This is a genomic window from Bradyrhizobium sp. 482_C4_N1_8, assembly GCF_052075965.1.
Classification (GTDB): Bacteria; Pseudomonadota; Alphaproteobacteria; order Rhizobiales; family Xanthobacteraceae; genus Bradyrhizobium; species Bradyrhizobium barranii.
The window spans coordinates 737,013-757,413 of the sequence record NZ_CP197231.1; the positions used below are offsets into that span (position 1 = coordinate 737,013).

Below are 20,401 nucleotides of genomic sequence, written 5' to 3' on the forward strand. Positions count from 1 at the left end.
GGTCGATCAAACGCGTAAAGCCGTCATGATCGGCCGTTCCCGACCTTGCGGCGCCGGGCCATCCGCGCTACGCAAGCCGCGACTTTTAAAAGAGCTTTTCGGAGCGTTGGATGACTTACGTCGTCACTGAAGCCTGCATCAAGTGCAAGTATACCGACTGCGTCGAGGTCTGCCCGGTCGACTGTTTCTACGAGGGCGAGAACATGCTCGTCATCCATCCTGACGAGTGCATCGACTGCGGCGTGTGCGAGCCGGAATGCCCCGCTGACGCGATCAAGCCGGACACGGAACCGGGCCTCGAAAAGTGGCTCCAGGTCAACGCCGACTACGCCAAAAGCTGGCCGAACATCACCCAGAAGAAAGAATCACCCCCCGACGCGAAGGAATTCGACGGCCAGGAAGGAAAGTTCGAGAAATATTTTTCTCCGAACCCGGGCTCGGGAGACTAATTCTCGCCCAAACTTAACCCTAATACCTTCGTCAGCGCCGAAAACCAGCCCTCAAGACCCCTAAATCATTGATTTTTGCGGGAAATGTGCTATATTGAGCACATTAAGCTGAACCCCCGTCAGCCCAGTTGGCCCCGTTGGGTTCCCGTGAAACCAAATGTCGAACAGGGGCGTGGCAGTTTCCGCGCGCAGGCTGTGTCACAGAAAACGCGTAAAAAGAGTACCTCAGCGAGGGCTTCCCATAAGGAGGCCAAAAAAGTCGCCGCGGCCAGCCGTAGCGCATCCAAGGGTCGGACCGCGACTAAGGCACCGGCTGCAAAGTCCTCGAAGAACAAAAGAAGCGCAATGCCTCACAAGACTGCCAAACCGGCCGCGAAAGCGACCGTTGCCAAGCCTGCTGCTGCCAAGGCTTCCGCTGCCAAGCCCGTTGCTCCGAAGGCTCCTGTTGCTGCCGCCCCTGCCAAAGCCCCCGTTGCTGCTGCGAAGCCGGCCGTGAAGGCTGCTGCACCCGCGCCGAAGGTCGAGGAAAAGAAGGTCGTGACCCAGCGCCAGGGCTTCAAGGCCAACGAATTCGTCGTCTATCCCGCTCACGGCGTTGGCCAGATCCTGGCCATCGAGGAGCAGGAGATCGCCGGTGCGAAGCTCGAGCTGTTCGTCATCAATTTCATCAAGGACAAGATGACGCTGCGCGTGCCGACCGCCAAGGTCGCGAACGTCGGCATGCGCAAGCTGTCCGACCCCGCGCTGGTGAAGAAGGCGCTGGAGACGCTGAAGGGCCGCGCCCGCGTCAAGCGCACCATGTGGTCGCGCCGCGCCCAGGAATACGAAGCAAAGATCAATTCGGGCGACATCGTCGCGATCGCGGAAGTCGTGCGCGACCTCTACCGTTCCGAGTCGCAGCCCGAGCAGTCGTACTCTGAACGCCAGCTCTATGAAGCGGCGCTCGATCGTCTCTCCCGCGAGATCGCGGTTGTGCAGCACTCGACCGAGACCGAAGCGGTCAAGGAGATCGAGGCCCAGCTCGCCAAGAGCCCGCGCCGCACCAACGCCAAGGCGGAAGCCGCCGACGGCGAGGGCGAGGCGGATGCCGACGGCGATACCGATGGCGACGACACCGCCGTCGCCGACGAGGCCGCGTAAGCGTCTCGCAGCGTCGATTGCAAGCAATCAAAAGCCCGGCCGGTTGGCCGGGCTTTTTTGTTTTGAGCGGATCAGGCTTTGTGACGGTGCAATCCATGCGTTCGCACGGCCACGGGTGTTCAGGCCCCGTGTTGAGGGCATCGCGTCGAGGGAGAGTGTGACGAACTTGACCCGAGTCACTTCCTGATCAGCGGAATCTGCAAATTGGTCGGCCGGTTCTGCTCGGTGTCAAAGCCACGGCCGTCGATGTTGCGGGCGCCCCAGAACAGGAGGTCGCCCCTGAGATAGACGAGATCATATTCCATGAAGTTCGTGGCCTCGGCGAGACCGAAGGGAGCGAAGGTCTTGCCGAAGATGCTCTGGGGCGCGCCAACGTCCCACGGTGCATATCCGACCGCGGCGACCTTGTTGAGCACATCGGCAAATCCCTGTGCCAGCGGCGTAACCTCGTAGGTCTCGTCGGCAACGAAGTCGACCTTCTGCGCGCCCGGAGCGATGGGATGCGCACCCCTCCACAGCATATGGCCGCCAATCCTGATCCGCGCGAGCGGCACGGCGCTGTAGGGATCGGCCGAGTTGACGATCTCGAGCTCGAAACGGTCGGAGGGGAGATATTTGAAGGCCCGCTTGAGATAGAACGGCTTGAGCGTGCCATCGGCGTTCTTCGCCGCGCTCGGGCGCACCTCCGGTGCGATGCTTTCCCAGTCGCCGAGCAACGCCTGCTTCAATCCTGTCACATCCAGTTCCATGTTGTTTGCCTTTGCCTGCGTGTTGGAGGATTGCGCAGCCACTTCGCCAGATCCCGCCAGCGTGAGGATCAGCAGAGACGTTTGAATGCTCTTGAGCATGTGAAGCTCGCTCCCGTGCGCCTCTGCCTGCCAGGCAGACTTCGTTCACGCCGGCTATACGGGCAGCTGGCCGCTTGGAAAAAGACTTTGTAAGCTGGCCCCATGCCTGCGAGATATGGGAGATCGCGATGGAGCTTCGGCATCTCCGCTATTTCGTCGCCGTTGCCGATGCGGGCAGTTTGACTGTTGCGGCCGAGCAGAAGCTGCACACGTCGCAACCGTCGCTCAGCCGGCAAATCCGGGATCTCGAACGGGAGGTCGGCGTTCCCTTGATGAACCGCAGCGCCCAAGGCATCGCGCTGACGGCGGCCGGCAAGGCCTTTCTCGAGCACGCCAGAATGGCGCTGCTTCAGGCGGAGGCTGCCAAGGAAGCGGCGCTCCGTGCCGCGCAGCCCCCGCAGCCCGCTTTCTCGTTGGGCTTTCTGTCGGGCGCCGAAATCGACCTGCTGCCCGAGGTGGATCGCATTCTGCGCGACGCATTTCCCGGCATCGATATCCGCCTGTCGAGCGATTATTCGCCCTCGCTTGCCAAGGCCCTGATGCGGCGAAAGCTCGATGCTGCCTTCATCCGGTCGGAAGAGCACATGGAAGATCTGGTCTGCCGGCGCGTGCGCACCGATCCGCTGGTCTTCGTCTTTCCGAGCGACCATCGGCTGGCATCGCAAGCCGCGGTGGCGCCCGAGGAGATCAGGGACGAGACCTTCTACCTACCGTCCAAATCCGCTCCCGCGGTTCGCCGTATCGTTCTGGATTATTTCAGCCGGACCGGAATCGACCTCAAGCCCGATCGCGAAGTGCACAACGTCGTCCACGCGATCTCGATGATTGCGTCGACGCGCGGCGTCATGATGCTGCCGGCCTACACGAAGCGATATTTGCCGGAGACCATCACCACCCGGCCGGTGCGGGGAGAAGCACCCAAGCTTGATCTCGTTGTCGCCTATCACAAGGCGAATCAATCCCCGATCCTGAAGTTGCTTCTCTCCGAGGTCGGCAAGCTCGCGACGGCGTCGTCCTAGGCTCACTTCACCGGCCGCTTCTCGAGCTTTCTTGCCAGCGTGCGCCGGTGCATGCCCAATCGTCTCGCCGCTTCCGAGATGTTGAAATCGGTCTCGATCAGCGTCTGGTGGATGCGCTCCCATTCCAGCGTCTTGATCGAGGTCGGCCGTGCATCGAGGGCGACTTCGGCGTTGCCTTCGGCCTTGTTGAAGGCGGCTTCGATATCGTCGGTGTTCGACGGCTTTGCCAGGTAGTGGCAGGCGCCGAGCTTGATCGCCTCGACGGCGGTGGAGATGCTGGCAAAGCCGGTCAGCACCACGATCAGCATCTCCGGATCGTGCGTGTGCAGCAGCTCGACGCAGGCGAGGCCCGAGGCGCCGCCGAGCTTGAGATCGACCACCGCGTGTCCAAAGGATCGCTCCTCCAGCACCTTCCGCACCTCTTCGATCGAAGCTGCGAGGACGACGTCGTAGCCGCGGCGCTCGAACGAGCGTTTCAGCGTGCGCGCGAAGCCGGCATCGTCCTCGACGACGATGAGCGAACGGTCAGGCGTCAAAAGTTCCTCCGATCGCGAGCGTTGCGAGCGGCAGCGTCAGGCGGACGGTGGCGCCACGCTTCCTGTGGTTCTCGGCGGTCACGCTGCCGCCGAGCTTGCGCACGACGTTCACCACCAGGAACAGGCCGAGCCCGCCGCCGGCGCGGCCCTTGCTCGAGTGATAGGGTTTTCCCAGCTGCGCCAGCATCTCCGGCGCAAAGCCCGGGCCGCGATCGCTGATCGACAGCACGAGATTGTCGCCCTCGCGCTCGGCCAGCAGCTCCACCCATTCGCGCGAGACCTCATAGGCATTGTCGAGCACGTTGAAGATCACTTGCTTCAGCGCGATGTCGGAGACGATCGCGACGTCCTCGCCGAACGTGTTGACGAAATAGAGCGTGCGGGCCGAGCGTGCGTCGCGCCACTCGTTCACCAGCGCGGTGACGAAGGCCGTCACCGTCGTCGGCGAGGAGCCTTCGCCGCGCGCTTCGCCCGCCGACACCAGGATGCCCGTCACGATGGTCTTGCAGCGTTGCAGAGAGGTTTCCATCTCCGCGAGATCCTCGGCAAGTTCCTGATCGGCGGCGAGATCGGGCATGCGGCGCCAGTCGCTGAGGATGACCGACAGCGAGGCGAGCGGCGTGCCGAGCTCATGCGCAGCGCCGGAGGCGAGCAGGCCCATGCGGACGATGTGGTCCTGCTCGGCCGCATGCTGGCGCAATGCCGCCAGATGCGCATCGCGCTCGCGCAAATTCCTGTTGATCCGGGTGACGAACACGACCAGCAGCACGGCGTTGAGGACGAAGCCCAGCAGCATGCCTGTCACGGTGAGACTGTAGGCCTCGCTGATCGGGTTCGGCGGCAGGTCGAGCGGCCGGTAGGCCATGGTCAGCCAGATGAAACTCGCGCAGGTCAGTGCGACCAGCGACCAGGTCGAGCGGGCATTAAGCAGCACCGCGCCCAGCGTCACCTGGAGCAGGAACAGCGAGGTGAAGGGATTGGTGGCGCCGCCGCTGAGGTAGAGCTGAGCGGTCAGCGCGGCGACATCGAGCATCAAGGCGACCAGCAGCTCGTTGTTGGTGATCGCGGCGCGATGGCGCACCCAGACGAGGCTGGAGACGTTGAGCAGCAGCAGCGCGCCGATCACCGCGCCCATCCGTTCCAATGGCAGGGGAATACCCAGGCCGAAATGCACGCCGCCGATGGTCACGATCTGCCCGACCACCGCGGTCCAGCGCAGCTGGATCAGCAGCGCCATGTTCTTGCGGTTGGTCTCGTCGTCGGTCGGCGCAACGCCGATCAGCTCGCTGCGCGCGTCCGCCTGCGATTGCAGCGTGACGGCGTCATGCGTCATTCCGTCGTCAGGTAGATTCGACGATCGTTCCAGCATCTGATCCCGTCCTGCGGGCGGTTGCATCGGAGCAGCCGGCCGGTTCGTGGACGAAGCGCTTGCGGCGGAACAGCCCGCCGCCGAATGTGACGAAAAGTTTACCCGCCAGCATGAAAGCCAGGGCAAACCACGTCAGCGCGTAGATCAGGTGGTTATTGGGAAAGCTGATCACGGTCAATCCGCCGATCGGGCCGCTGGTGGTTTGTGATCCGGCGTCAGCATCGACGAAAAAGGGTGCGACATGGTCGAGGCCGCGCGCTGCCGCAATCGCGGCGACATCCCGCGAGTACCAGCGGTTGTGCTGGGGGACGTTGTTCCGCAAGAACCCGCCTTTCGGCTCGGTCATGCGGAGCAGGCCCGTGATCTCGACCTGCCCGTCCCGATTGCCGCTCTGGCGCGTCGATGCGTCGCGCCGCTCGGACGGCACGAAGCCGCGATTGACCAAGACCAGCGTGCCGTCGCCGCGCTGAAGCGGCGTCACCACCCAATAGCCGGGGCCTTCCTCGGTGACCGCCTGAACCAGCGTCTCGCGGTCATGCAGGAAGAGGCCGGTGAGGCTGACGTGCCTGTATTCGTCGTTTGCGGTGGAGACGGTCGGCCAGGCCGCGGGCGACGGGATCGGTTGGGCCGGGGCATGGACGCGCTGCTCGACGCGGTCGATCAGCGCCAGCTTCCAGGCGCGTCGCTCGATCTGCCAGACGCCGAGTGCGATCAGAAGTGCAAAGGCCGCGAGCGAGAGGACCGTGAGCCACAGGCGCGGACGCGCAGCCTTGCGACGCGCGTCCTTATCCTTGCCTGTCACGGTCCAAGCCTTGCTCACTTCCAAGCCTTGCTCACTTCGAAGTCTCGCTCACTTCATTCCCGTCATCTGGTGCATCGGCATCATGTTGCTGTTGAGATGGTTCATCACCCACAGCGAGCCGGACAGCGCGATCACCACCATGACGATGGTGAAGATCAGCGCCATCATGCTCCAGCCGTTCTCGGACTTGGTGCTCATGTGCAGGAAGTAGATCATGTGCACGACGATCTGCACGACCGCGAAGGCCATGATGACCAGCGCGGTGATCTGCTTGCTCGGCAGCGCGCCGCTCATCACCAGCCAGAACGGGATCGCGGTGAGCACGACCGAGAGCACGAAGCCGAGCATATAGGTCGAGAACGTGCCGTGGGCGTGGTCGTCGCCGTGGTGATGGCCGTCCGCGTGGGCGGCGTGGGTATCGGTGTTCATCGCAGAACTCCCAGGAGATAGACGAAGGTGAAGACGCCGATCCAGACCACGTCCAGGAAGTGCCAGAACATCGACAGGCACATCAGGCGGCGGCGGTTGGCTTCGATCAGGCCGAACTTCCAGACCTGCACCATCAGGGTCACCAGCCAGATCAGGCCGCAGGAGACGTGCAGGCCGTGGGTGCCGACCAGCGTGAAGAAGGAGGACAGGAAGGCGCTGCGCTGCGGGGTCGCCCCTTCATGGATCATGTGGGCGAACTCGGAGAGCTCGATGCCGATGAAGGCGAGGCCGAACAGGCCGGTGATCGCCAGCCACATCTGGGTCTGGGCGATCTTGTTCTGCTGCATCGTCAGCATGGCAAAGCCATATGTGATCGACGACAGCAGCAGCATCGAGGTGTTCACCGCGACCAGCGGCAGCTCGAACAGGTCCTTCGGGGCGGGGCCGGCGGCGTAGTTGGCGCCGAGCACGCCGAAGGTGGCGAACAGCATCGCAAAGATGAGGCAGTCGCTCATCAGGTAGATCCAGAAGCCGAGCGGGGTGCTGTAGCCTTCCGGATGCGGGTGTTCGTCGGCGAGGTAGAACATCGGCTCGCCGGTCTGGGCGGGATTGACAGCGACAGTCATTTACTTGGCTCCGGCGAGCAGTTTGGTACGCGCGTCCTCGGTCCGGATGACGTCGTCAGCCGGAATGTCGAAGTCGCGGTGATAGTTGAAGGTGTGACCGATCCCGACGGCGAGCATCGCGATGAAGCTCACGGCCGCCAGCCACCAGATGTACCAGATCAGGCCGAATCCCATCGCGGTGGCGAGGCCGGCGAGGATGACACCGGTGCCGGTGCTGGAGGGCATGTGGATCGGCTTGAACCCGGTGAGCGGACGCTGGTAGCCGCGCTTCTTCATGTCCCACCACGCGTCATTGTCGTGAACGACGGGGGTGAAGGCGAAGTTGTAGTCCGGCGGGGGCGAGGAGGTCGCCCATTCCAGCGTGCGTGCATCCCAGGGATCGCCGGTGACGTCCTTGAGCTGCTCGCGCTTGAGGAAGGAGACCGCGAACTGCATCAGCATCGAGAGGATGCCGAGGAAGACGAGGCCGGCGCCGATCGCGGCGATGACGAACCAGATCTGCAAGGACGGATCGTCGAACACGCGCAGGCGGCGGGTCACGCCCATCAGGCCGAGCACATAGAGCGGCATGAAGGCCATGTAGAAGCCGGTGACCCAGAACCAGAACGACAGCTTGCCCCAGAACGGATCGAGCTTGAAGCCGAACGCCTTCGGGAACCAGTAGTTGATGCCGGCGAACGCGCCGAACACCACGCCGCCGATGATCACGTTGTGAAAGTGCGCGATCAGGAACAGGCTGTTGTGCAGGACGAAGTCGGCCGGTGGCACTGCGAGCAGCACGCCGGTCATGCCGCCGAGCACGAAGGTCAGCATGAAGGCGATCGTCCACAGCATCGGCAGCTCGAAGCGGATGCGGCCGCGATACATCGTGAACAACCAGTTGAACATCTTCGCGCCCGTCGGGATCGAGATGATCATCGTGGTGATGCCGAAGAACGAGTTGACGCTGGCGCCCGAGCCCATCGTGAAGAAGTGGTGCAGCCAGACCAGGTACGACAGGATGGTGATGACCACCGTGGCGTAAACCATCGAGGTGTAGCCGAACAGCCGCTTGCCGGAGAAGGTCGAGGTCACTTCCGAGAAGATGCCGAAGGCGGGGAGAACCAGAATGTAGACCTCGGGATGACCCCAGATCCAGATCAGGTTCACGTACATCATCGGGCTGCCGCCGAAATCGTTCGTGAAGAAGTTGGTGCCGACGTAGCGGTCAAGCGAGAGCAGCGCGAGCACGACGGTCAGGACGGGGAAGGAGGCGACGATCAGGATGTTGGTGCAGAGCGCGGTCCAGGTGAACACCGGCATCTTCATCATGGTCATGCCGGGACAGCGCAGCTTGACGATGGTGCAGATCAGGTTGATGCCGGATAAGGTCGTGCCGACGCCCGCGACCTGCAGCGCCCAGATATAATAGTCGACGCCGACGTCAGGACTGTAGCCGATGTTCGACAGCGGCGGATAGGCCAGCCAGCCGGTGCGGGCGAATTCGCCGATGAACAGCGAAGCCATCACCAGCACTGCGCCGCCGACCGTCATCCAGAAGCTGAAATTGTTCAGGAACGGGAACGACACGTCGCGCGCGCCGATCTGCAGCGGCACCACGTAGTTCATTAGGCCGGTGACCAGCGGCATCGCCACGAAGAAGATCATGATCACGCCATGGGCAGTGAAGACCTGGTCATAGTGATGGGCGGGGAGGAAGCCTTCGGAGCCGCCGAACGCGAGTGCTTGTTGTGCGCGCATCATCAGCGCGTCTGCGAAGCCGCGCAGCAGCATCACGATGCCGAGGATCATGTACATGATGCCGATGCGCTTGTGGTCCACGGTGGTGAACCACTCGCGCCACAGATAGCCCCAGAGGCGGAAATAGGTGATGCCGGCGAACAGTGCGCCGCCGCCGAGCGCGACCATCACGAAGGTGCCGACCAGGATCGGCTCGTGCAGCGGCAGCGAATCGAGGCCGAGACGGCCGAAGATGAGCTTGAGAAGATCAGGAGACATGCGAGCTCTCTTTAGGAGTCTGACTTCAGGAGTCTGACTTGGGACGTTGTCCGAGGAAGAAGGACGAGGACTTCAGCGGCGTGAAGATCGGCCGCTTCAGGCCGGCACCGAGCAGCGGCGCGGTGTCGGCGGGTGCCGTGATGGAGGCGGTGGTCCTGCCCTGGGGCGCATCCGGCGTGCAGGTGCCGGCGACGAAGGTCGGCTCGGGTCCGAGCGCGGTGCCGCGGCGTGCGTACTTGTCGTAGGCCAGCGGCAGGGTGTTGTTCAGGCCCTCATGGCCGAGACCGCCCTTGGCGTCGATCGCCATCATCTCGCTCTGGCACATCTTGCCGGTCTCGACGCACATGTTGAGGATCAGGCGGTAGAGGTCGGAATCGACGGTGCCCCAGCGGCGCACCGGCTCGTTCTCGCTCGGCTTTTCGAGCTGGAGATATTCGGCGCGGCCGAGCGAGCCGCCGGCCGATTTGGCCTGCGCGATCCAGGCGTCAAAGCCCTTGTCGTCGAGGCCCTGGAAGTTGAAGTGCATGCCAGAGAAGCCGGCGCCGCTGTAGTTCGCCGAAAAACCCTTGTATGTACCGGCGTGGTTGATCACGGCGTGGAGCGACGTCTCCATGCCCGGCATCGCGTAGATCTGACCGGCGAGTGCGGGGATGTAGAACGAGTTCATCACCGAGGAGGCGGTGATGTGGAAGTTGATCGGGCGGTCGACCGGCGCGGCGAGCTCGTTGACGGTGGCGATGCCGTAATCGGGGTAGATAAAGAGCCACTTCCAGTCGAGCGCGACGACATCGACGACGAGCGGAGCCTTGGACTGGTCCACGGCGCGTTCCGCATGGATGCGGCCGATGTTGCGATAGGGGTCGAGCAGATGCGTGCCCATCCAGGTCAGCGCGCCCAGGCAGATGATGATCAGCAGCGGCGCCGACCAGATCACCAGCTCGAGCTTGGTCGAGTGGTCCCAATCCGGCTCGTAGCGGGCCGAGGTGTTGGACTGGCGGTAGCGCCAGGCGAACAGCACCGTCAGCGCCATCACGGGGACGACGATCAGGAGCATCAGGACGGTGGAGATGATGACGAGGTCGCGCTGTTGGGCGGCGATGTCGCCGGCCGGCGACAGCACGACGTAGTTGCAGCCGCTGAGCGCAGCTGCCAGGGGTAGCAGCGCCAGGATCTTGAGACGGGACACGGGCCGAGCCTTATGAGAATGAGTTTCCTTTGCGGGCCCAAGGGGTAGCTGCGGCGCAGCAATCCGGACATTGGACAATTTGTCCAATGTTGCAGTGCGGAATGTTGGGTCAGACAAGGGCAGATTGCCTGGCGCCCCGCCGGGCGGTCGGCTTTGGTTTTCAGGACGTTAAGGGCGCACGAATGGCGACGGCACAGACCCCCGCAATGGCAGACCTCCACTCGGGCGAGCACGGCCACGACCAGGCCAGTCCCGGCGAGATCGCCATCGGCGTCATCATCGGCCGCACCTCGGAATTCTTCGACTTCTTCGTCTACGCGATCGCCTCGGTGATCGTGTTTCCGCGCCTGGTGTTCCCGTTCACCAGCGAGCTGACCGGCACCCTCTATTCCTTCATGATCTTCGCGCTGGCCTTCGTGGCCCGGCCGATCGGAACCGTCATTTTCATGACGGTCGATCGCGAGTACGGCAAAACCGCCAAGCTGGTCTCGGCGCTGTTTCTGCTCGGCACCGCCACAGTCGCGCTCGCGTTCCTGCCCGGCTATCACGACATCGGCAGCGCCGCGATCTGGCTGCTGGCGCTGGCGCGTATCGCGCAGGGTCTGGCCTGGGGCGGCGCCTGGGACGGCATGGCTTCGCTGCTGGCGCTGAACGCGCCGCCCTCCAAGCGCGGCTGGTACGCGATGGTGCCGCAGCTCGGCGCCCCGCTCGGCCTGATCGTGGCGAGCGCGCTGTTCGCCTATTTCGCCGGTAACCTCTCGGCCGACGACTTCTTCGACTGGGGCTGGCGCTATCCGTTCTTCGTCGCCTTCGCCATCAACGTCGTGGCGCTGTTCGCGCGCCTGCGCATGGTGACGACGGAAGAATATGCTTCGTTGTTCGAGACCCGCGAATTGCAGCCCGCGCGTATCTCCGAGACCGTCGCGCGCGAAGGCCAGAACATCATGCTCGGTGCATTCGCGCCGCTCGCAAGCTTCGCGCTGTTCCACATGGTCACGGTGTTTCCGCTGTCCTGGGTGTTCCTGTTCACCCGCGAAAGCCCGGTGCGCTTCCTGATCATCGAGATCGTCGCCGCCGTGTTCGGCGTCGCGGCCATCGTGGCCTCCGGCATCATCGCCGACCGCGTCGGCCGCAAATCGCTGCTGATGGGATCGGCAATCGCGATCGCCATCTACAGCGGTTTTGCTCCGCAGCTGCTCGATGCCGGCGCGTTCGGTGAGACCATCTACATGGTGATCGGTTTCATCCTGCTGGGTCTCTCCTTCGGCCAGTCCTCGGGCGCGATCGCCTCGAACTTCCGGCAGGCGTACCGCTACACGGCTTCCGCGCTGACCTCGGATATGGCCTGGCTGTTCGGGGCGGGCTTCGCGCCGTTGGTGGCGCTTCTGCTCGCCACCAATCTCGGCGTCATCGCGTCGGGTGCGTATCTGCTGTCAGGCGCGTTCTGGACGCTGCTCGCACTCTGGCTCAGCGGCCAGCGCGAGGCGGGCGACATGGACGCGGGCGGTTAAGCCGCGTCCAGCGGACGGGAATAAAACTCGGGCTGGACGATCCTGTTTGCGGCGACGCAAGCAGGAGATCCCATGAACGTCCGGTCCAATCCCGTCCACCCGCAAAGTTTTGCAAGCCTCCTCACCGTAAGCCTGGTCCTCACCATCGTCGCGGTCGTTTTCTCGACCGGGCTTGCCCACGCCACCGGCAACGTCGCGCGCGGCCAAACGCTCTACAAGGGCTGCGCAGATTGTCACTCCATCAATGAGAACGCTGTCGGCCCGATGCACAAGGGCGTGGTCGGTCGCAAGGCGGGCAGCGTGCCCGGCTATGACTATTCGGCCGATCTGAAGAACTCAGGGATCGTCTGGACCGAGGACAATCTCGACAAATGGCTGGCCGGACCGCAGGCCATGGTGCCGGAAACCAAGATGTTCTTCGACGTCCCGGACGCGCGGGATCGTGCTGACATCATCGCGTTTCTGAAGGAAAAGGCGCGGTAGGTCGGCAGAGCAGGTCTCGTAGGGTGGGCAAAGCGAAGCGTGCCCACCATCTGTCGCTATCATTACGGATCGTGGGCACGGCGCTACGCGCCTTTGCCCACCCTACGGCACTGTCTTTGTGGCCCGAGATCCCGGGTTCGCGCTAAGCGCGCCGCGGGATTGACGCGCGCTTAGCGCGCGTCAATCCGCCACGACCTTCACGCGATCCCGCACCTTCACCTGCGCGTTGCGATCGAGCCCGTTGAGCACGCGGAAGCGTTCGGCGGGATGATCGACGCCGGCCATGCGGTGGGAGAGCGATTCCACGGTGTCGCCGGGCTGCACGGTGATGACCTTGATGCGCAGGGGGCGCGCGGCCTGGATTTCGTCGAGCGTCAGGCGGCGGAATGAATTGACGGTCTCGCGCGCGTTGCGCTCGCTCTCGGTCGATTTCTGCCGTGTCGCGAAGATGAAGCGATAGACGTCGCTGCCGAAGCGCAACGCATAGACCTTGAACTGCCACTGATCGCCCTTGGCGGTGGCGGACGCAGCCGGAAAACCGTTGATGGTGATGTCTTCGGTGGAGGCCTTCTCGACGCCCTCCATCCAGCCGGAATTCAGGTAATCGCCGAGTGACTGCTCGGCCGGCACCCGCACGACGTCGAAGCGCATCGCCTGAGAGCCGCCGTCGCGCACGCCGATCACCGCCTGCGCGGTGTTGTCGAGCGTGAAATTGTCCGGCGCCTGGAAGGTGAAGCCGAGTTTCGGGTGCAGGAAACGCCGGCCGCGGACAAAACCTTCGCTGGGATCTTCGCCATAGACGAGGTTGTCGATCGCGGCGAGATAGGTCTCGCGGTCGCGCTCGGCGCCCTCGGGCGCCGCATATTGCCGTGCGATGGTCTGCGCATTCTGCACGCGCTCGGGGGTGGCCGGATGCGACGAGGTGAAATCCTGCGCGCGCGGATCGAGCGAGGTCTTGCCGACCTTGAGCTCGGCATTGCGCTCCATCGCCGACAGGAAGCGCGCGGCGCCATAGGGATCGAAATGTGCCTTGGCGGAAAGGCCGACGCCGATGCCGTCGGCCTCGAACTCCTGGTTGCGCGAAAAGCTCGCCATGGTGAGCTTGGTCTTGGCCAGTGCAAGCGCGGTGAGATCGGGATCGTTGCTCATGTCGGTGACGACGCGGGTGACGATCGCAGCCTGGCGCGCCTGGTCCTCGCGCATCGCGGCGTGCTTGGACAGCACATGCGCCATCTCGTGGCTGAGCACGGAGGACAATTCCGAAGTGTCGCTGGCGAGCGCGAGCAGGCCGCGGGTGACATAGAGCTGGCCGTTCGGCAGCGCGAACGCGTTCACCGCGCCGGAATTGAGGATGGTGACCTTATAGCCCTGGTCGGGGCGGTCGGACGCCGCGACGAGCCGGTCGACGGTCTTGCTGACCAGCGATTCGAGCCTGGGGTCGTCATAGGTGCCGCCATAGCTCGCCAGGATGCGCTCGTGCTCCTTTTCGGTGGCGGGGGTCTGCGCGACGGCCGGTTTCGGCTTGGGCATCGCCACGGTCGGCGGGGCCGCCGCGGTCTGGAACCGGTTCATGTCGCCGCAACCGGCAAGGGCTGCGCCCAGCACGAGGCACAGCGCCGCCGGCGCAGCCCGCAGGCGGCGGCGTTCACTCGATACGTGCCGTTCTAGCACCCCATCCACGTCGCTTAACCCGTGCCTGGCCCTTTTAGGGCCTTACCCCTGTCGGCTCGTTTGCACCCAGCAACTCGACCTGCCCCGCAAGGCGCACATCGATGCGCGGCCCTGAATTCCCCTCGACCCAGCCCCGGACGCGAATCCGTCTATTTTCCAGGGACTTAAGAGTGATCCCGGCGTTTTCGAGCGCGGGTTGCGTACGCTTTGAAATAGTGACGGCAAAGCCGCGTGTCCAGTTTCGTCCGAAGTTGAGGTAGGTCATTGCCCCAGCTTGCCGGACCGACAGGACTTTGCCCTCGACCACCATAAAGCGCCCGATCCCCGCCAAAATATCGTCCGGACTTTCCGCGTTTTTTATGGCCGACGGGTCAGCCCAGTTGCCCTTTTTTTGGCGCCGTGCCTCGGTCTCCGCCGCCATCAGGGCCGCCGCGCAGTCCTTGTCCGCGATCTCGGCGGAGACGAGGGCGTCGCCCTGGGCGAGCAGCGTCGCCTGGATGGGGGCCTCGCTTTCGCCGACGAAGATGAGTGCGCCCTGACGGCCGTAGCGGTCGGGCGTGTCGTCGGTGCCGCGCAGCGTGACGTCGCGTCCGGTGAGCAGCGACGTCAGCGCCTGCTTCGTCGTTGCGGTTGGCTCGATCCCGGCGAGGCGCACCTCGCGGCCGTCGTCGAGACGCACGCCACGCGCATCGACGATTGCGGCGACGCGGCCGTCGCCTTGGGACTCGAACTGGCACGGTGCGGCGAACGCGGTGTGACCGGCGACGAGAGGAAGTGCGAGGATGAGATGAAGCAGTCGCGTCACGGTGCCCGGAAAGGTTGCGTTGTGCTCTAGTTCTAACGCAAACGTGGCGAACCGCGAAGGCTATCGTAGGGTGGGCAAAGCGAAGCGTGCCCACGTCTTTGATTTGTCGCGCGGGCTCGTGGGCACGGCGCGAAGAGCGCGCCTTTGCCCACCCTACGGCAGTTCGCGTGACGCGTCGCCATTGCCTCACACTCGATCAGCGAATTAATGAACTTGCACAGCAATGACGGTGGAAACATTTCGCCGCAACATGCCATTCCGCTTTGCGGAAAACATGTGCGGCAATCATGCGCCCGCAACGCCCTCGCGCTTGCTGCGCACTTGCGCATGCGGCATGATTGCGGCAACAGCTTCAACCAAGAGCAATAACCAAGCCGCCATCAGAGTACGGCGCGATAAGGGAGGTCTTTTTCTATGAAGCATATTTTGTCGGGCATTTTTGCCGCAGCGTTTGCGCTGAGTGCGAGCGCCGCCGCGCAGGCCCAGGACAAGCCGCCGCTGAAGATCGGCGGCATCCTCGACATGTCGAGCCTCTATGCCGACATCACCGGCCCCGGCAGCGAGACCGCGGCCAAGATGGCCGTCGAAGATTTTGGCGGCGAGGTGCTGGGACGCAAGATCCAGGTGCTGGCGGCCGACCATCTCAACAAGGCTGACCTGTCCGCCAACATCGCCCGCGACATGCTCGACAACCAGGGCGTCGAGATGATCTACGACGTCGCGGCCTCGGCCACTGCACTCGCCGCCGGCGAGATCGCGAAAGCGCGCAACAAGATCATCATGTTCAACGGCCCGGGCTCGATCCGTCTCACCAACGAGGCCTGCGGTCCCTACACCATCCACTACGTGTTCGACACTTACGGCCAGGCCAACGTGACCGGTCTTGCCGCCGTGAAGTCCGGCCTCGACAGCTGGTTCTTCCTCACCGCCGACTACGCCTTCGGCCAGGACCTGGAGAAGGACACCAGCGCCGTCGTCACCAAGACCGGCGGCAAGGTGCTCGGAGCCGTGCGCCATCCGCTCAACACCTCGGATTTTTCGTCGTTCCTGCTCCAGGCGCAAGCGTCCAAGGCCAAGGTGATTGGCCTTGCCAACGCCGGCGGCGATACCGTCAACGCCATCAAGCAGGCGGCCGAGTTCGGCATCACCAAGGGCGGCCAGAAGGTCTCGCCGCTGCTCGCCTTCGTCTCCGACATCGATTCGATCGGGCTGGAGACCGCGCAGGGCCTGCTGCTCGCCGAAGCCTTCTACTGGGACCTCAACGACGACACGCGCGCGTTCTCGAAGCGATTCATGGAGCGCACCAAGCGCGTACCGACCTCGGCGCAGGCCGGCGTCTATTCGTCGGTCACGCATTACCTGAAGGCTGTGAAGGCGGCGGGCACGACCGACTCGGCCGCGGTCATCAAGGTGATGAAAGAGACACCGATCAACGACTTCTTCGCCAAGAACGGCAAGATCCGCGAGGACGGCCGCATGATCCACGACATGTACCTGTTCGAGGTCAAGAAGCCGTCGGAGTCCAAGGGCCGCTGGGACGACTACAAGCTGCTCGCCACCGTGTCCGGCAACGAGGCGTTCCAGTCGCTGGAGCAGTCGCGCTGCCCCCTGGTGAAGAAATAGAGATCGTCATTGCGAGCGAAGCGAAGCAATCCAGAGATGTTTCCGCAGAGACGGTCTGGATTGCTTCGTCGCTTCGCTCCTCGCAATGACGGGTGTGGCTGAGGCCCGAGCAAAACAACAACAAGGGAGACGTCCCATGAACGACATGGTCCTGCAAAAGCTCGAAGGCGGGCTGCTCACCATCACGATGAATCGCCCGGAGCGGAAGAACGCGCTCAACCCCGACATGGTCGCGGGGCTGGTCGAGGCCGCGCGGCGCGCGGCCGACGATCCCGAGGTGCGCGCGGTGCTGTTCAAAGGCGCAGGCGGCTCGTTCTGCGTCGGCGGGGACGTCAAGTCGATGGCGGCAGGCCGTGCGCCGCTGCCGTTCGAAGTGAAAATGGCGAACCTGCGCCGCGGCATGGAAGTGTCGCGCATCCTGCACCAGATGCCAAAGCCCGTGGTGGCGCAGCTCGACGGCGCGGCAGCCGGCGCCGGCCTTTCGATGGCACTGTCCTGCGACCTGCGCATCGCGAGCGAATCCTGCAAGATCACGACCGCCTTCGCCAAGGTCGGCTTCTCAGGCGATTATGGCGGCACCTATTTCCTGACGCAGCTGCTCGGCAGCGCGCGGGCGCGCGAGCTTTATCTGATGTCGCCGGTGCTCTCGGCGAAGGAGGCGTATGCGATCGGCATGGTGACGAAAGTCGTTCCCGACGCCGAGATCGATGCCGCCGCACACGAGCTCGCGCTGTCGCTGGCGCAGGGGCCATCGATCGCGCTCGGCTTCATCAAGCGCAACATCAACAACGCCGAGCATCTGGCGCTGGAAGATTGCTTCGACGGCGAGGCGATCCATCACACCCGTTGCAGCGACACCGAGGATCACAAGGAAGCCGCGAAGGCCTTTGTCGAGAAGCGCAAGCCGACCTTCAAGGGCGCATGACGATGGCGCCCTATATGCGGCTCCGGCAGATCTGCCTCGTCGCGCCGCAGCTCGTGCCTGTGGTCTCCGACATCGCCGGGATCATGGGCCTCGACGTCTGCTACCGCGATGGCAATGTCGCCAAATACGGCCTGGAGAACGCGCTGCTCCCGGTCGACACGATCCTGCTGGAGGTGGTCGCGCCGTTCAAGGGCGGCACCACCGCCGGCCGCTTCATCGAGAAGACCGGCGGCCGCGGCGGCTATATGGCGATCTTCTGCTGCAACGATCCGGACGAACGCGGCCGCAACGCCAATGCGATGGGCGTGCGCACCGCCAACGTGATCGACCACGCGCCCTATCACGGCGTGCAGCTCCACCCCCGCGACTGCCGCGCCGCCTTCATCGAATTCAACCATACCAAAGGCAGCGACGATATTCTGGGGCCGTACCCGCCCGCAGGGCCGGACTGGCAAAAGTTCATCCGCAAGGATGTGACGCAGGCGCTGACGGGCGTGGAGATGCAGAGCCCGGATCCTCAGGGGCTCGCGGAACATTGGGGGAAGATCATCGGGGTCGTACCGAGTGGCGGCGCCGAATTGAAACTGCCCAATGCCACCTTCCATTTCGTGAAGGGCGCCAGCGAGATCATGAGCGCGCTGGAGTTTCAGGTGGCGGATGCCGCAAGCGTGCTGCATGCCGCGAAGGCGAAGGGGCTCGCGATTGCGGGGAACGAGTTTTTGCTCGGCGGGGTGACGTTCCGGCTTGCGGCTTGAGCGGTTGCCTCACACACCGCTGTCGTCCCGGACAAGCGAAGCGCAGATCCGGGACCCATAACCACAGGGAGTGGTTATGATGCGGGATGATAACTCCGCGTCTCCGCCAAACCCCTTCCTGTGGTTATGGGTCCCTGCTTTCGCAGGGACGACAGGGAGATTATGGTGACGCTGGTGTGATACGGCGAGACGTCGCCGCAATCACCTTCCCTTAAAATTCGCCGCGCGGCGCTCTTCCGTCGCCTTGACGCCCTCCTTGAAGTCTTCCGTCGCACGCAGCCGCGTCTGCTCGGCGAGCTCGTGGTTGGTCGCGGCCATCACGCGGTCGGCGAGGTTGGCGCGCATCGTGGCGCGGGTGGAGAGGAGGCCGAGCGGCGAGCATTCGGCGATCTCGGCGGCGAGCTTCATCGCGCCGGCCTTCACCTGGTCCTGCGGCACCAGCTCGTTGGCGAGGCCCCACTTCACTGCCTCCTCGCCGGTGACGCGGCGGCTGGTGTAGAACATCAGCTCAGCGTTGTTCTTGCCGATCAGCTCGGGCAGCGTCACGGTCAGGCCGAAGCCGGGATGGAAACCGAGCTTCGTGAAATTGGCGGAGAAGCGCGCTTCCGGGCAGGTGACGCGGAAGTCGGCCGACACTGCGAGACCGAGCCCGCCGCCGATGGCTGCGCCCTGCACGGCCGCGACGATCGGCTTCTTGGCGCGGAAGATACGCACGGCCTGGATGTAGAGATGGTTGATCGGGCCGAGGTTGTCGGCCGGGTCGCCCTTCTTCTCGGCCTCGCGCGCTTCCTGCGCCTGGCGCGCCGGATCGCCGAAATTGGCGCCGGCACAGAATGCCTTGCCTTGTGCCGACAGCACGGATGCGCGGATCTCGATGTCGCGATCGAACTCGTCGAGTGCATCCGCGATCTGGTTGATCAGCGAGATATCGAAGAAGTTCAGCGGCGGGCGGCGGATCTCGATGGTGCCGACGTGGCCAACTTTTTCGACGCCGATATCTTTATAGGTGCTCATGACGATCCTCGATTGAATTAGCGCAAACCAAGTCCGCGCGACTAGCGCAGGCCAAGTCCGCGCGCGATGATGCCGCGCAGCACCTCGGTGGTGCCGCCCTGGATGGTGAGTTTCGGTGCGGTCTTGATGGCGAAGTCGAGTTGCCGCTCCAGCGTCTCGCGGTTGGTCGCGGTCTCCTCGACGAAGGCGGCGAGATCGCGCACGCGGTGCGGAAGCTGCTGCTCCCAGACCGTGCCGATGTCCTTGACGATGGAGGCTTCCACCACCGGCTCCTTGCCGGCCTGCAGCATGCCCGCAACCGAGACCGACATGCGCCGCATGGTGTGGAGCTGCGCCACGAGACGGCCGATGCCTTCGGCGCTGCGGGTATCCGGGTTGGGGCCGACCGCGCGCACCAGCTCGGTCAACACATAATAGGTCTCGAGGAAACGCTCAGGGCCCGAACGCTCATAGGCGAGCTCGCTCGTCGCCTGCTTCCAGGCGCCGTCGACTTCGCCGAGCACGTGATCATCGGGCACGAAGAAATCGGTGAAGACGACCTCGTTGAACTCGTACTGGCCGGTGATCTGGCCGATCGGGTTCACCTGGATGCCCGGCTGCTTCATCTTGACCAGAAACTGCGTCAGGCCGTGACGGCGGTTTTCCTTGGTCGGCTGCGAGGTCCGGAAGATCGCGATCATGTAGTCGGCGATGTGCGCCGACGAGGTCCAGATCTTTGTGCCGTTGATGAGGTAGCCGCCGTCGGTCTTGGTCGCGCGCGTCTTGGCCGCGAACAGGTCGGAGCCGGAGTTCGGCTCGCTCATGCCGATGGCAAAGCAGATCTCGCCGCGGCAGATGCGCGGCAGGATATCCATCTTGATATGCTCGGGCGCGTATTTGATCAGCACCGGCCCGCTCTGGCGGTCGGCGACGAAGAAACGCCGCGTCGGCGCGTTGGCGACGCGCATTTCCTCGGTCACCACGTAGCGCTCGAGGAAGGAGCGCTCCTGGCCGCCATATTTTTTCGGCCAGGTCATGCCGAGCCAGCCCTTGGCGCCGACCCGGCGGGAGAATTCCGGCGCGTCGGTGTCTTCGCGGTTGGGCTTGTGCGGATCGAAGGTGCCGGCCGCGATTTCCTCGGCGAGGAAGGCGCGCACTTCCTTGCGCAATTGCTCGCACTTCTCGGGCAGGCGGATCGGATCGAAACGGAGGGCAGCGGTCATTGTTGTCTCG

At 64.0% G+C, this 20,401-nt stretch carries 20 protein-coding genes; 8 read left to right on the top strand and 12 right to left on the bottom strand.

What is annotated here, in order from left to right; genetic code table 11:
* Nucleotides 1–110 precede the first annotated feature (110 nt).
* The gene (gene fdxA, locus AB7Z56_RS03440) at nt 111–449 is read left to right on the top strand and encodes a ferredoxin FdxA (protein ID WP_063980643.1); all 339 of its coding nucleotides are present in this window, start codon (nt 111–113) and stop codon (nt 447–449) included.
* A 345-nt stretch (nt 450–794) separates the two neighbouring features.
* Nucleotides 795–1,589, top strand: coding sequence for a CarD family transcriptional regulator (locus tag AB7Z56_RS03445; RefSeq protein WP_084794942.1), 795 nt, complete (start codon nt 795–797; stop codon nt 1,587–1,589).
* A 176-nt stretch (nt 1,590–1,765) separates the two neighbouring features.
* On the opposite strand, the gene AB7Z56_RS03450 is transcribed toward AB7Z56_RS03445, so the two are convergent.
* Complete coding sequence (locus AB7Z56_RS03450; protein ID WP_210387282.1) at nt 1,766–2,437, bottom strand: hypothetical protein; 672 nt, start codon at nt 2,435–2,437, stop codon at nt 1,766–1,768.
* Between the two features lie 128 nt (nt 2,438–2,565).
* Between AB7Z56_RS03450 and AB7Z56_RS03455 the strand changes: the two genes are divergently transcribed.
* Nucleotides 2,566–3,456 carry a LysR substrate-binding domain-containing protein gene (locus tag AB7Z56_RS03455; RefSeq protein ID WP_063980644.1) on the top strand — a complete coding sequence of 297 codons (891 nt, stop codon included), beginning with the start codon at nt 2,566–2,568 and terminating at the stop codon, nt 3,454–3,456.
* Between the two features lie 2 nt (nt 3,457–3,458).
* On the opposite strand, the gene AB7Z56_RS03460 is transcribed toward AB7Z56_RS03455, so the two are convergent.
* From AB7Z56_RS03460 to cyoA, 7 genes are read right to left on the bottom strand one after another with little or no spacing between them, the layout of a single operon-like run.
* Nucleotides 3,459–3,992, bottom strand: coding sequence for a response regulator transcription factor (locus AB7Z56_RS03460; protein ID WP_014490373.1), 534 nt, complete (start codon nt 3,990–3,992; stop codon nt 3,459–3,461).
* Nucleotides 3,982–5,361, bottom strand: coding sequence for an ATP-binding protein (locus tag AB7Z56_RS03465; protein WP_063980645.1), 1,380 nt, complete (start codon nt 5,359–5,361; stop codon nt 3,982–3,984). Before AB7Z56_RS03465 ends, AB7Z56_RS03460 begins: the two co-directional genes overlap by 11 nt.
* The gene (locus AB7Z56_RS03470) at nt 5,333–6,181 is read right to left on the bottom strand and encodes an SURF1 family protein (protein WP_063986027.1); all 849 of its coding nucleotides are present in this window, start codon (nt 6,179–6,181) and stop codon (nt 5,333–5,335) included. Before AB7Z56_RS03470 ends, AB7Z56_RS03465 begins: the two co-directional genes overlap by 29 nt.
* A gap of 30 nt (nt 6,182–6,211) precedes the next feature.
* Nucleotides 6,212–6,592 (bottom strand): cytochrome o ubiquinol oxidase subunit IV, encoded by a 381-nt coding sequence (cyoD, locus tag AB7Z56_RS03475; RefSeq protein WP_063980646.1) that lies wholly within the window; start codon nt 6,590–6,592, stop codon nt 6,212–6,214.
* Nucleotides 6,589–7,218: a cytochrome o ubiquinol oxidase subunit III gene (gene cyoC, locus AB7Z56_RS03480; protein WP_063980647.1), complete on the bottom strand. Its 630-nt coding sequence runs from the start codon at nt 7,216–7,218 to the stop codon at nt 6,589–6,591. Before cyoC ends, cyoD begins: the two co-directional genes overlap by 4 nt.
* Nucleotides 7,219–9,216: a cytochrome o ubiquinol oxidase subunit I gene (gene cyoB / locus AB7Z56_RS03485; RefSeq protein ID WP_063980648.1), complete on the bottom strand. Its 1,998-nt coding sequence runs from the start codon at nt 9,214–9,216 to the stop codon at nt 7,219–7,221.
* Between the two features lie 25 nt (nt 9,217–9,241).
* Entirely contained in the window at nt 9,242–10,402 is a 1,161-nt protein-coding gene (gene cyoA, locus AB7Z56_RS03490; RefSeq protein ID WP_063980649.1) for a ubiquinol oxidase subunit II, read from the bottom strand.
* 182 nt (nt 10,403–10,584) lie between these two features.
* Here cyoA and AB7Z56_RS03495 point away from each other — a divergent pair, with 182 nt between their 5' ends.
* Together AB7Z56_RS03495 and AB7Z56_RS03500 are read left to right on the top strand one after the other, a co-directional pair.
* A complete protein-coding gene (locus AB7Z56_RS03495; RefSeq protein WP_063980650.1) occupies nt 10,585–11,913 on the top strand; it encodes an MFS transporter in 1,329 nt (442 codons plus the stop codon).
* 72 nt (nt 11,914–11,985) lie between these two features.
* Nucleotides 11,986–12,396: a c-type cytochrome gene (locus tag AB7Z56_RS03500; RefSeq protein ID WP_187387906.1), complete on the top strand. Its 411-nt coding sequence runs from the start codon at nt 11,986–11,988 to the stop codon at nt 12,394–12,396.
* Nucleotides 12,397–12,576: 180 nt separating this feature from the next.
* On the opposite strand, the gene AB7Z56_RS03505 is transcribed toward AB7Z56_RS03500, so the two are convergent.
* Nucleotides 12,577–13,968, bottom strand: a complete 1,392-nt coding sequence (locus AB7Z56_RS03505) for a M48 family metalloprotease (RefSeq protein WP_028159916.1) — start codon at nt 13,966–13,968, stop codon at nt 12,577–12,579.
* A gap of 133 nt (nt 13,969–14,101) precedes the next feature.
* On the bottom strand, nt 14,102–14,872 hold the full coding sequence (locus AB7Z56_RS03510) for a thermonuclease family protein (protein WP_084794943.1): 771 nt from the start codon (nt 14,870–14,872) through the stop codon (nt 14,102–14,104).
* 414 nt (nt 14,873–15,286) lie between these two features.
* Between AB7Z56_RS03510 and AB7Z56_RS03515 the strand changes: the two genes are divergently transcribed.
* The 3 genes from AB7Z56_RS03515 to AB7Z56_RS03525 all read left to right on the top strand — a co-directional run bounded on the left by AB7Z56_RS03515 (nt 15,287) and on the right by AB7Z56_RS03525 (nt 18,175).
* The gene (locus tag AB7Z56_RS03515) at nt 15,287–16,495 is read left to right on the top strand and encodes an ABC transporter substrate-binding protein (protein WP_063980652.1); all 1,209 of its coding nucleotides are present in this window, start codon (nt 15,287–15,289) and stop codon (nt 16,493–16,495) included.
* A gap of 136 nt (nt 16,496–16,631) precedes the next feature.
* Nucleotides 16,632–17,420, top strand: a complete 789-nt coding sequence (locus tag AB7Z56_RS03520; protein ID WP_063980653.1) for an enoyl-CoA hydratase — start codon at nt 16,632–16,634, stop codon at nt 17,418–17,420.
* Nucleotides 17,421–17,422: 2 nt separating this feature from the next.
* Entirely contained in the window at nt 17,423–18,175 is a 753-nt protein-coding gene (locus tag AB7Z56_RS03525) for a hypothetical protein (RefSeq protein WP_063986030.1), read from the top strand.
* Nucleotides 18,176–18,376: 201 nt separating this feature from the next.
* Here AB7Z56_RS03525 and AB7Z56_RS03530 read toward each other — a convergent pair whose 3' ends face one another.
* Nucleotides 18,377–19,189, bottom strand: coding sequence for an enoyl-CoA hydratase/isomerase family protein (locus AB7Z56_RS03530; RefSeq protein ID WP_063980654.1), 813 nt, complete (start codon nt 19,187–19,189; stop codon nt 18,377–18,379).
* 41 nt (nt 19,190–19,230) lie between these two features.
* Nucleotides 19,231–20,391: an acyl-CoA dehydrogenase family protein gene (locus tag AB7Z56_RS03535; RefSeq protein ID WP_008133127.1), complete on the bottom strand. Its 1,161-nt coding sequence runs from the start codon at nt 20,389–20,391 to the stop codon at nt 19,231–19,233.
* Nucleotides 20,392–20,401 lie beyond the last annotated feature (10 nt).

Excerpts from the sequence above, each read along its gene's own strand:
- AB7Z56_RS03450 (WP_210387282.1), bottom strand. The coding sequence starts at position 2,437 with ATGCTCAAGAGCATTCAAACGTCTCTGCTGATCCTCACGCTGGCGGGA.
- AB7Z56_RS03445 (WP_084794942.1), top strand. The coding sequence starts at position 795 with ATGCCTCACAAGACTGCCAAACCGGCCGCGAAAGCGACCGTTGCCAAG.
- AB7Z56_RS03495 (WP_063980650.1), top strand. The coding sequence starts at position 10,585 with ATGGCGACGGCACAGACCCCCGCAATGGCAGACCTCCACTCGGGCGAG.
- cyoD (WP_063980646.1), bottom strand. The coding sequence starts at position 6,592 with ATGAACACCGATACCCACGCCGCCCACGCGGACGGCCATCACCACGGC.
- AB7Z56_RS03525 (WP_063986030.1), top strand. The coding sequence starts at position 17,423 with ATGGCGCCCTATATGCGGCTCCGGCAGATCTGCCTCGTCGCGCCGCAG.
- AB7Z56_RS03455 (WP_063980644.1), top strand. The coding sequence starts at position 2,566 with ATGGAGCTTCGGCATCTCCGCTATTTCGTCGCCGTTGCCGATGCGGGC.
- cyoC (WP_063980647.1), bottom strand. The coding sequence starts at position 7,218 with ATGACTGTCGCTGTCAATCCCGCCCAGACCGGCGAGCCGATGTTCTAC.
- AB7Z56_RS03515 (WP_063980652.1), top strand. The coding sequence starts at position 15,287 with ATGAAGCATATTTTGTCGGGCATTTTTGCCGCAGCGTTTGCGCTGAGT.
- AB7Z56_RS03535 (WP_008133127.1), bottom strand. The coding sequence starts at position 20,391 with ATGACCGCTGCCCTCCGTTTCGATCCGATCCGCCTGCCCGAGAAGTGC.
- AB7Z56_RS03500 (WP_187387906.1), top strand. The coding sequence starts at position 11,986 with ATGAACGTCCGGTCCAATCCCGTCCACCCGCAAAGTTTTGCAAGCCTC.
- AB7Z56_RS03530 (WP_063980654.1), bottom strand. The coding sequence starts at position 19,189 with ATGAGCACCTATAAAGATATCGGCGTCGAAAAAGTTGGCCACGTCGGC.
- AB7Z56_RS03520 (WP_063980653.1), top strand. The coding sequence starts at position 16,632 with ATGAACGACATGGTCCTGCAAAAGCTCGAAGGCGGGCTGCTCACCATC.
- fdxA (WP_063980643.1), top strand. The coding sequence starts at position 111 with ATGACTTACGTCGTCACTGAAGCCTGCATCAAGTGCAAGTATACCGAC.
- cyoB (WP_063980648.1), bottom strand. The coding sequence starts at position 9,216 with ATGTCTCCTGATCTTCTCAAGCTCATCTTCGGCCGTCTCGGCCTCGAT.
- AB7Z56_RS03465 (WP_063980645.1), bottom strand. The coding sequence starts at position 5,361 with ATGCTGGAACGATCGTCGAATCTACCTGACGACGGAATGACGCATGAC.
- AB7Z56_RS03505 (WP_028159916.1), bottom strand. The coding sequence starts at position 13,968 with ATGAACCGGTTCCAGACCGCGGCGGCCCCGCCGACCGTGGCGATGCCC.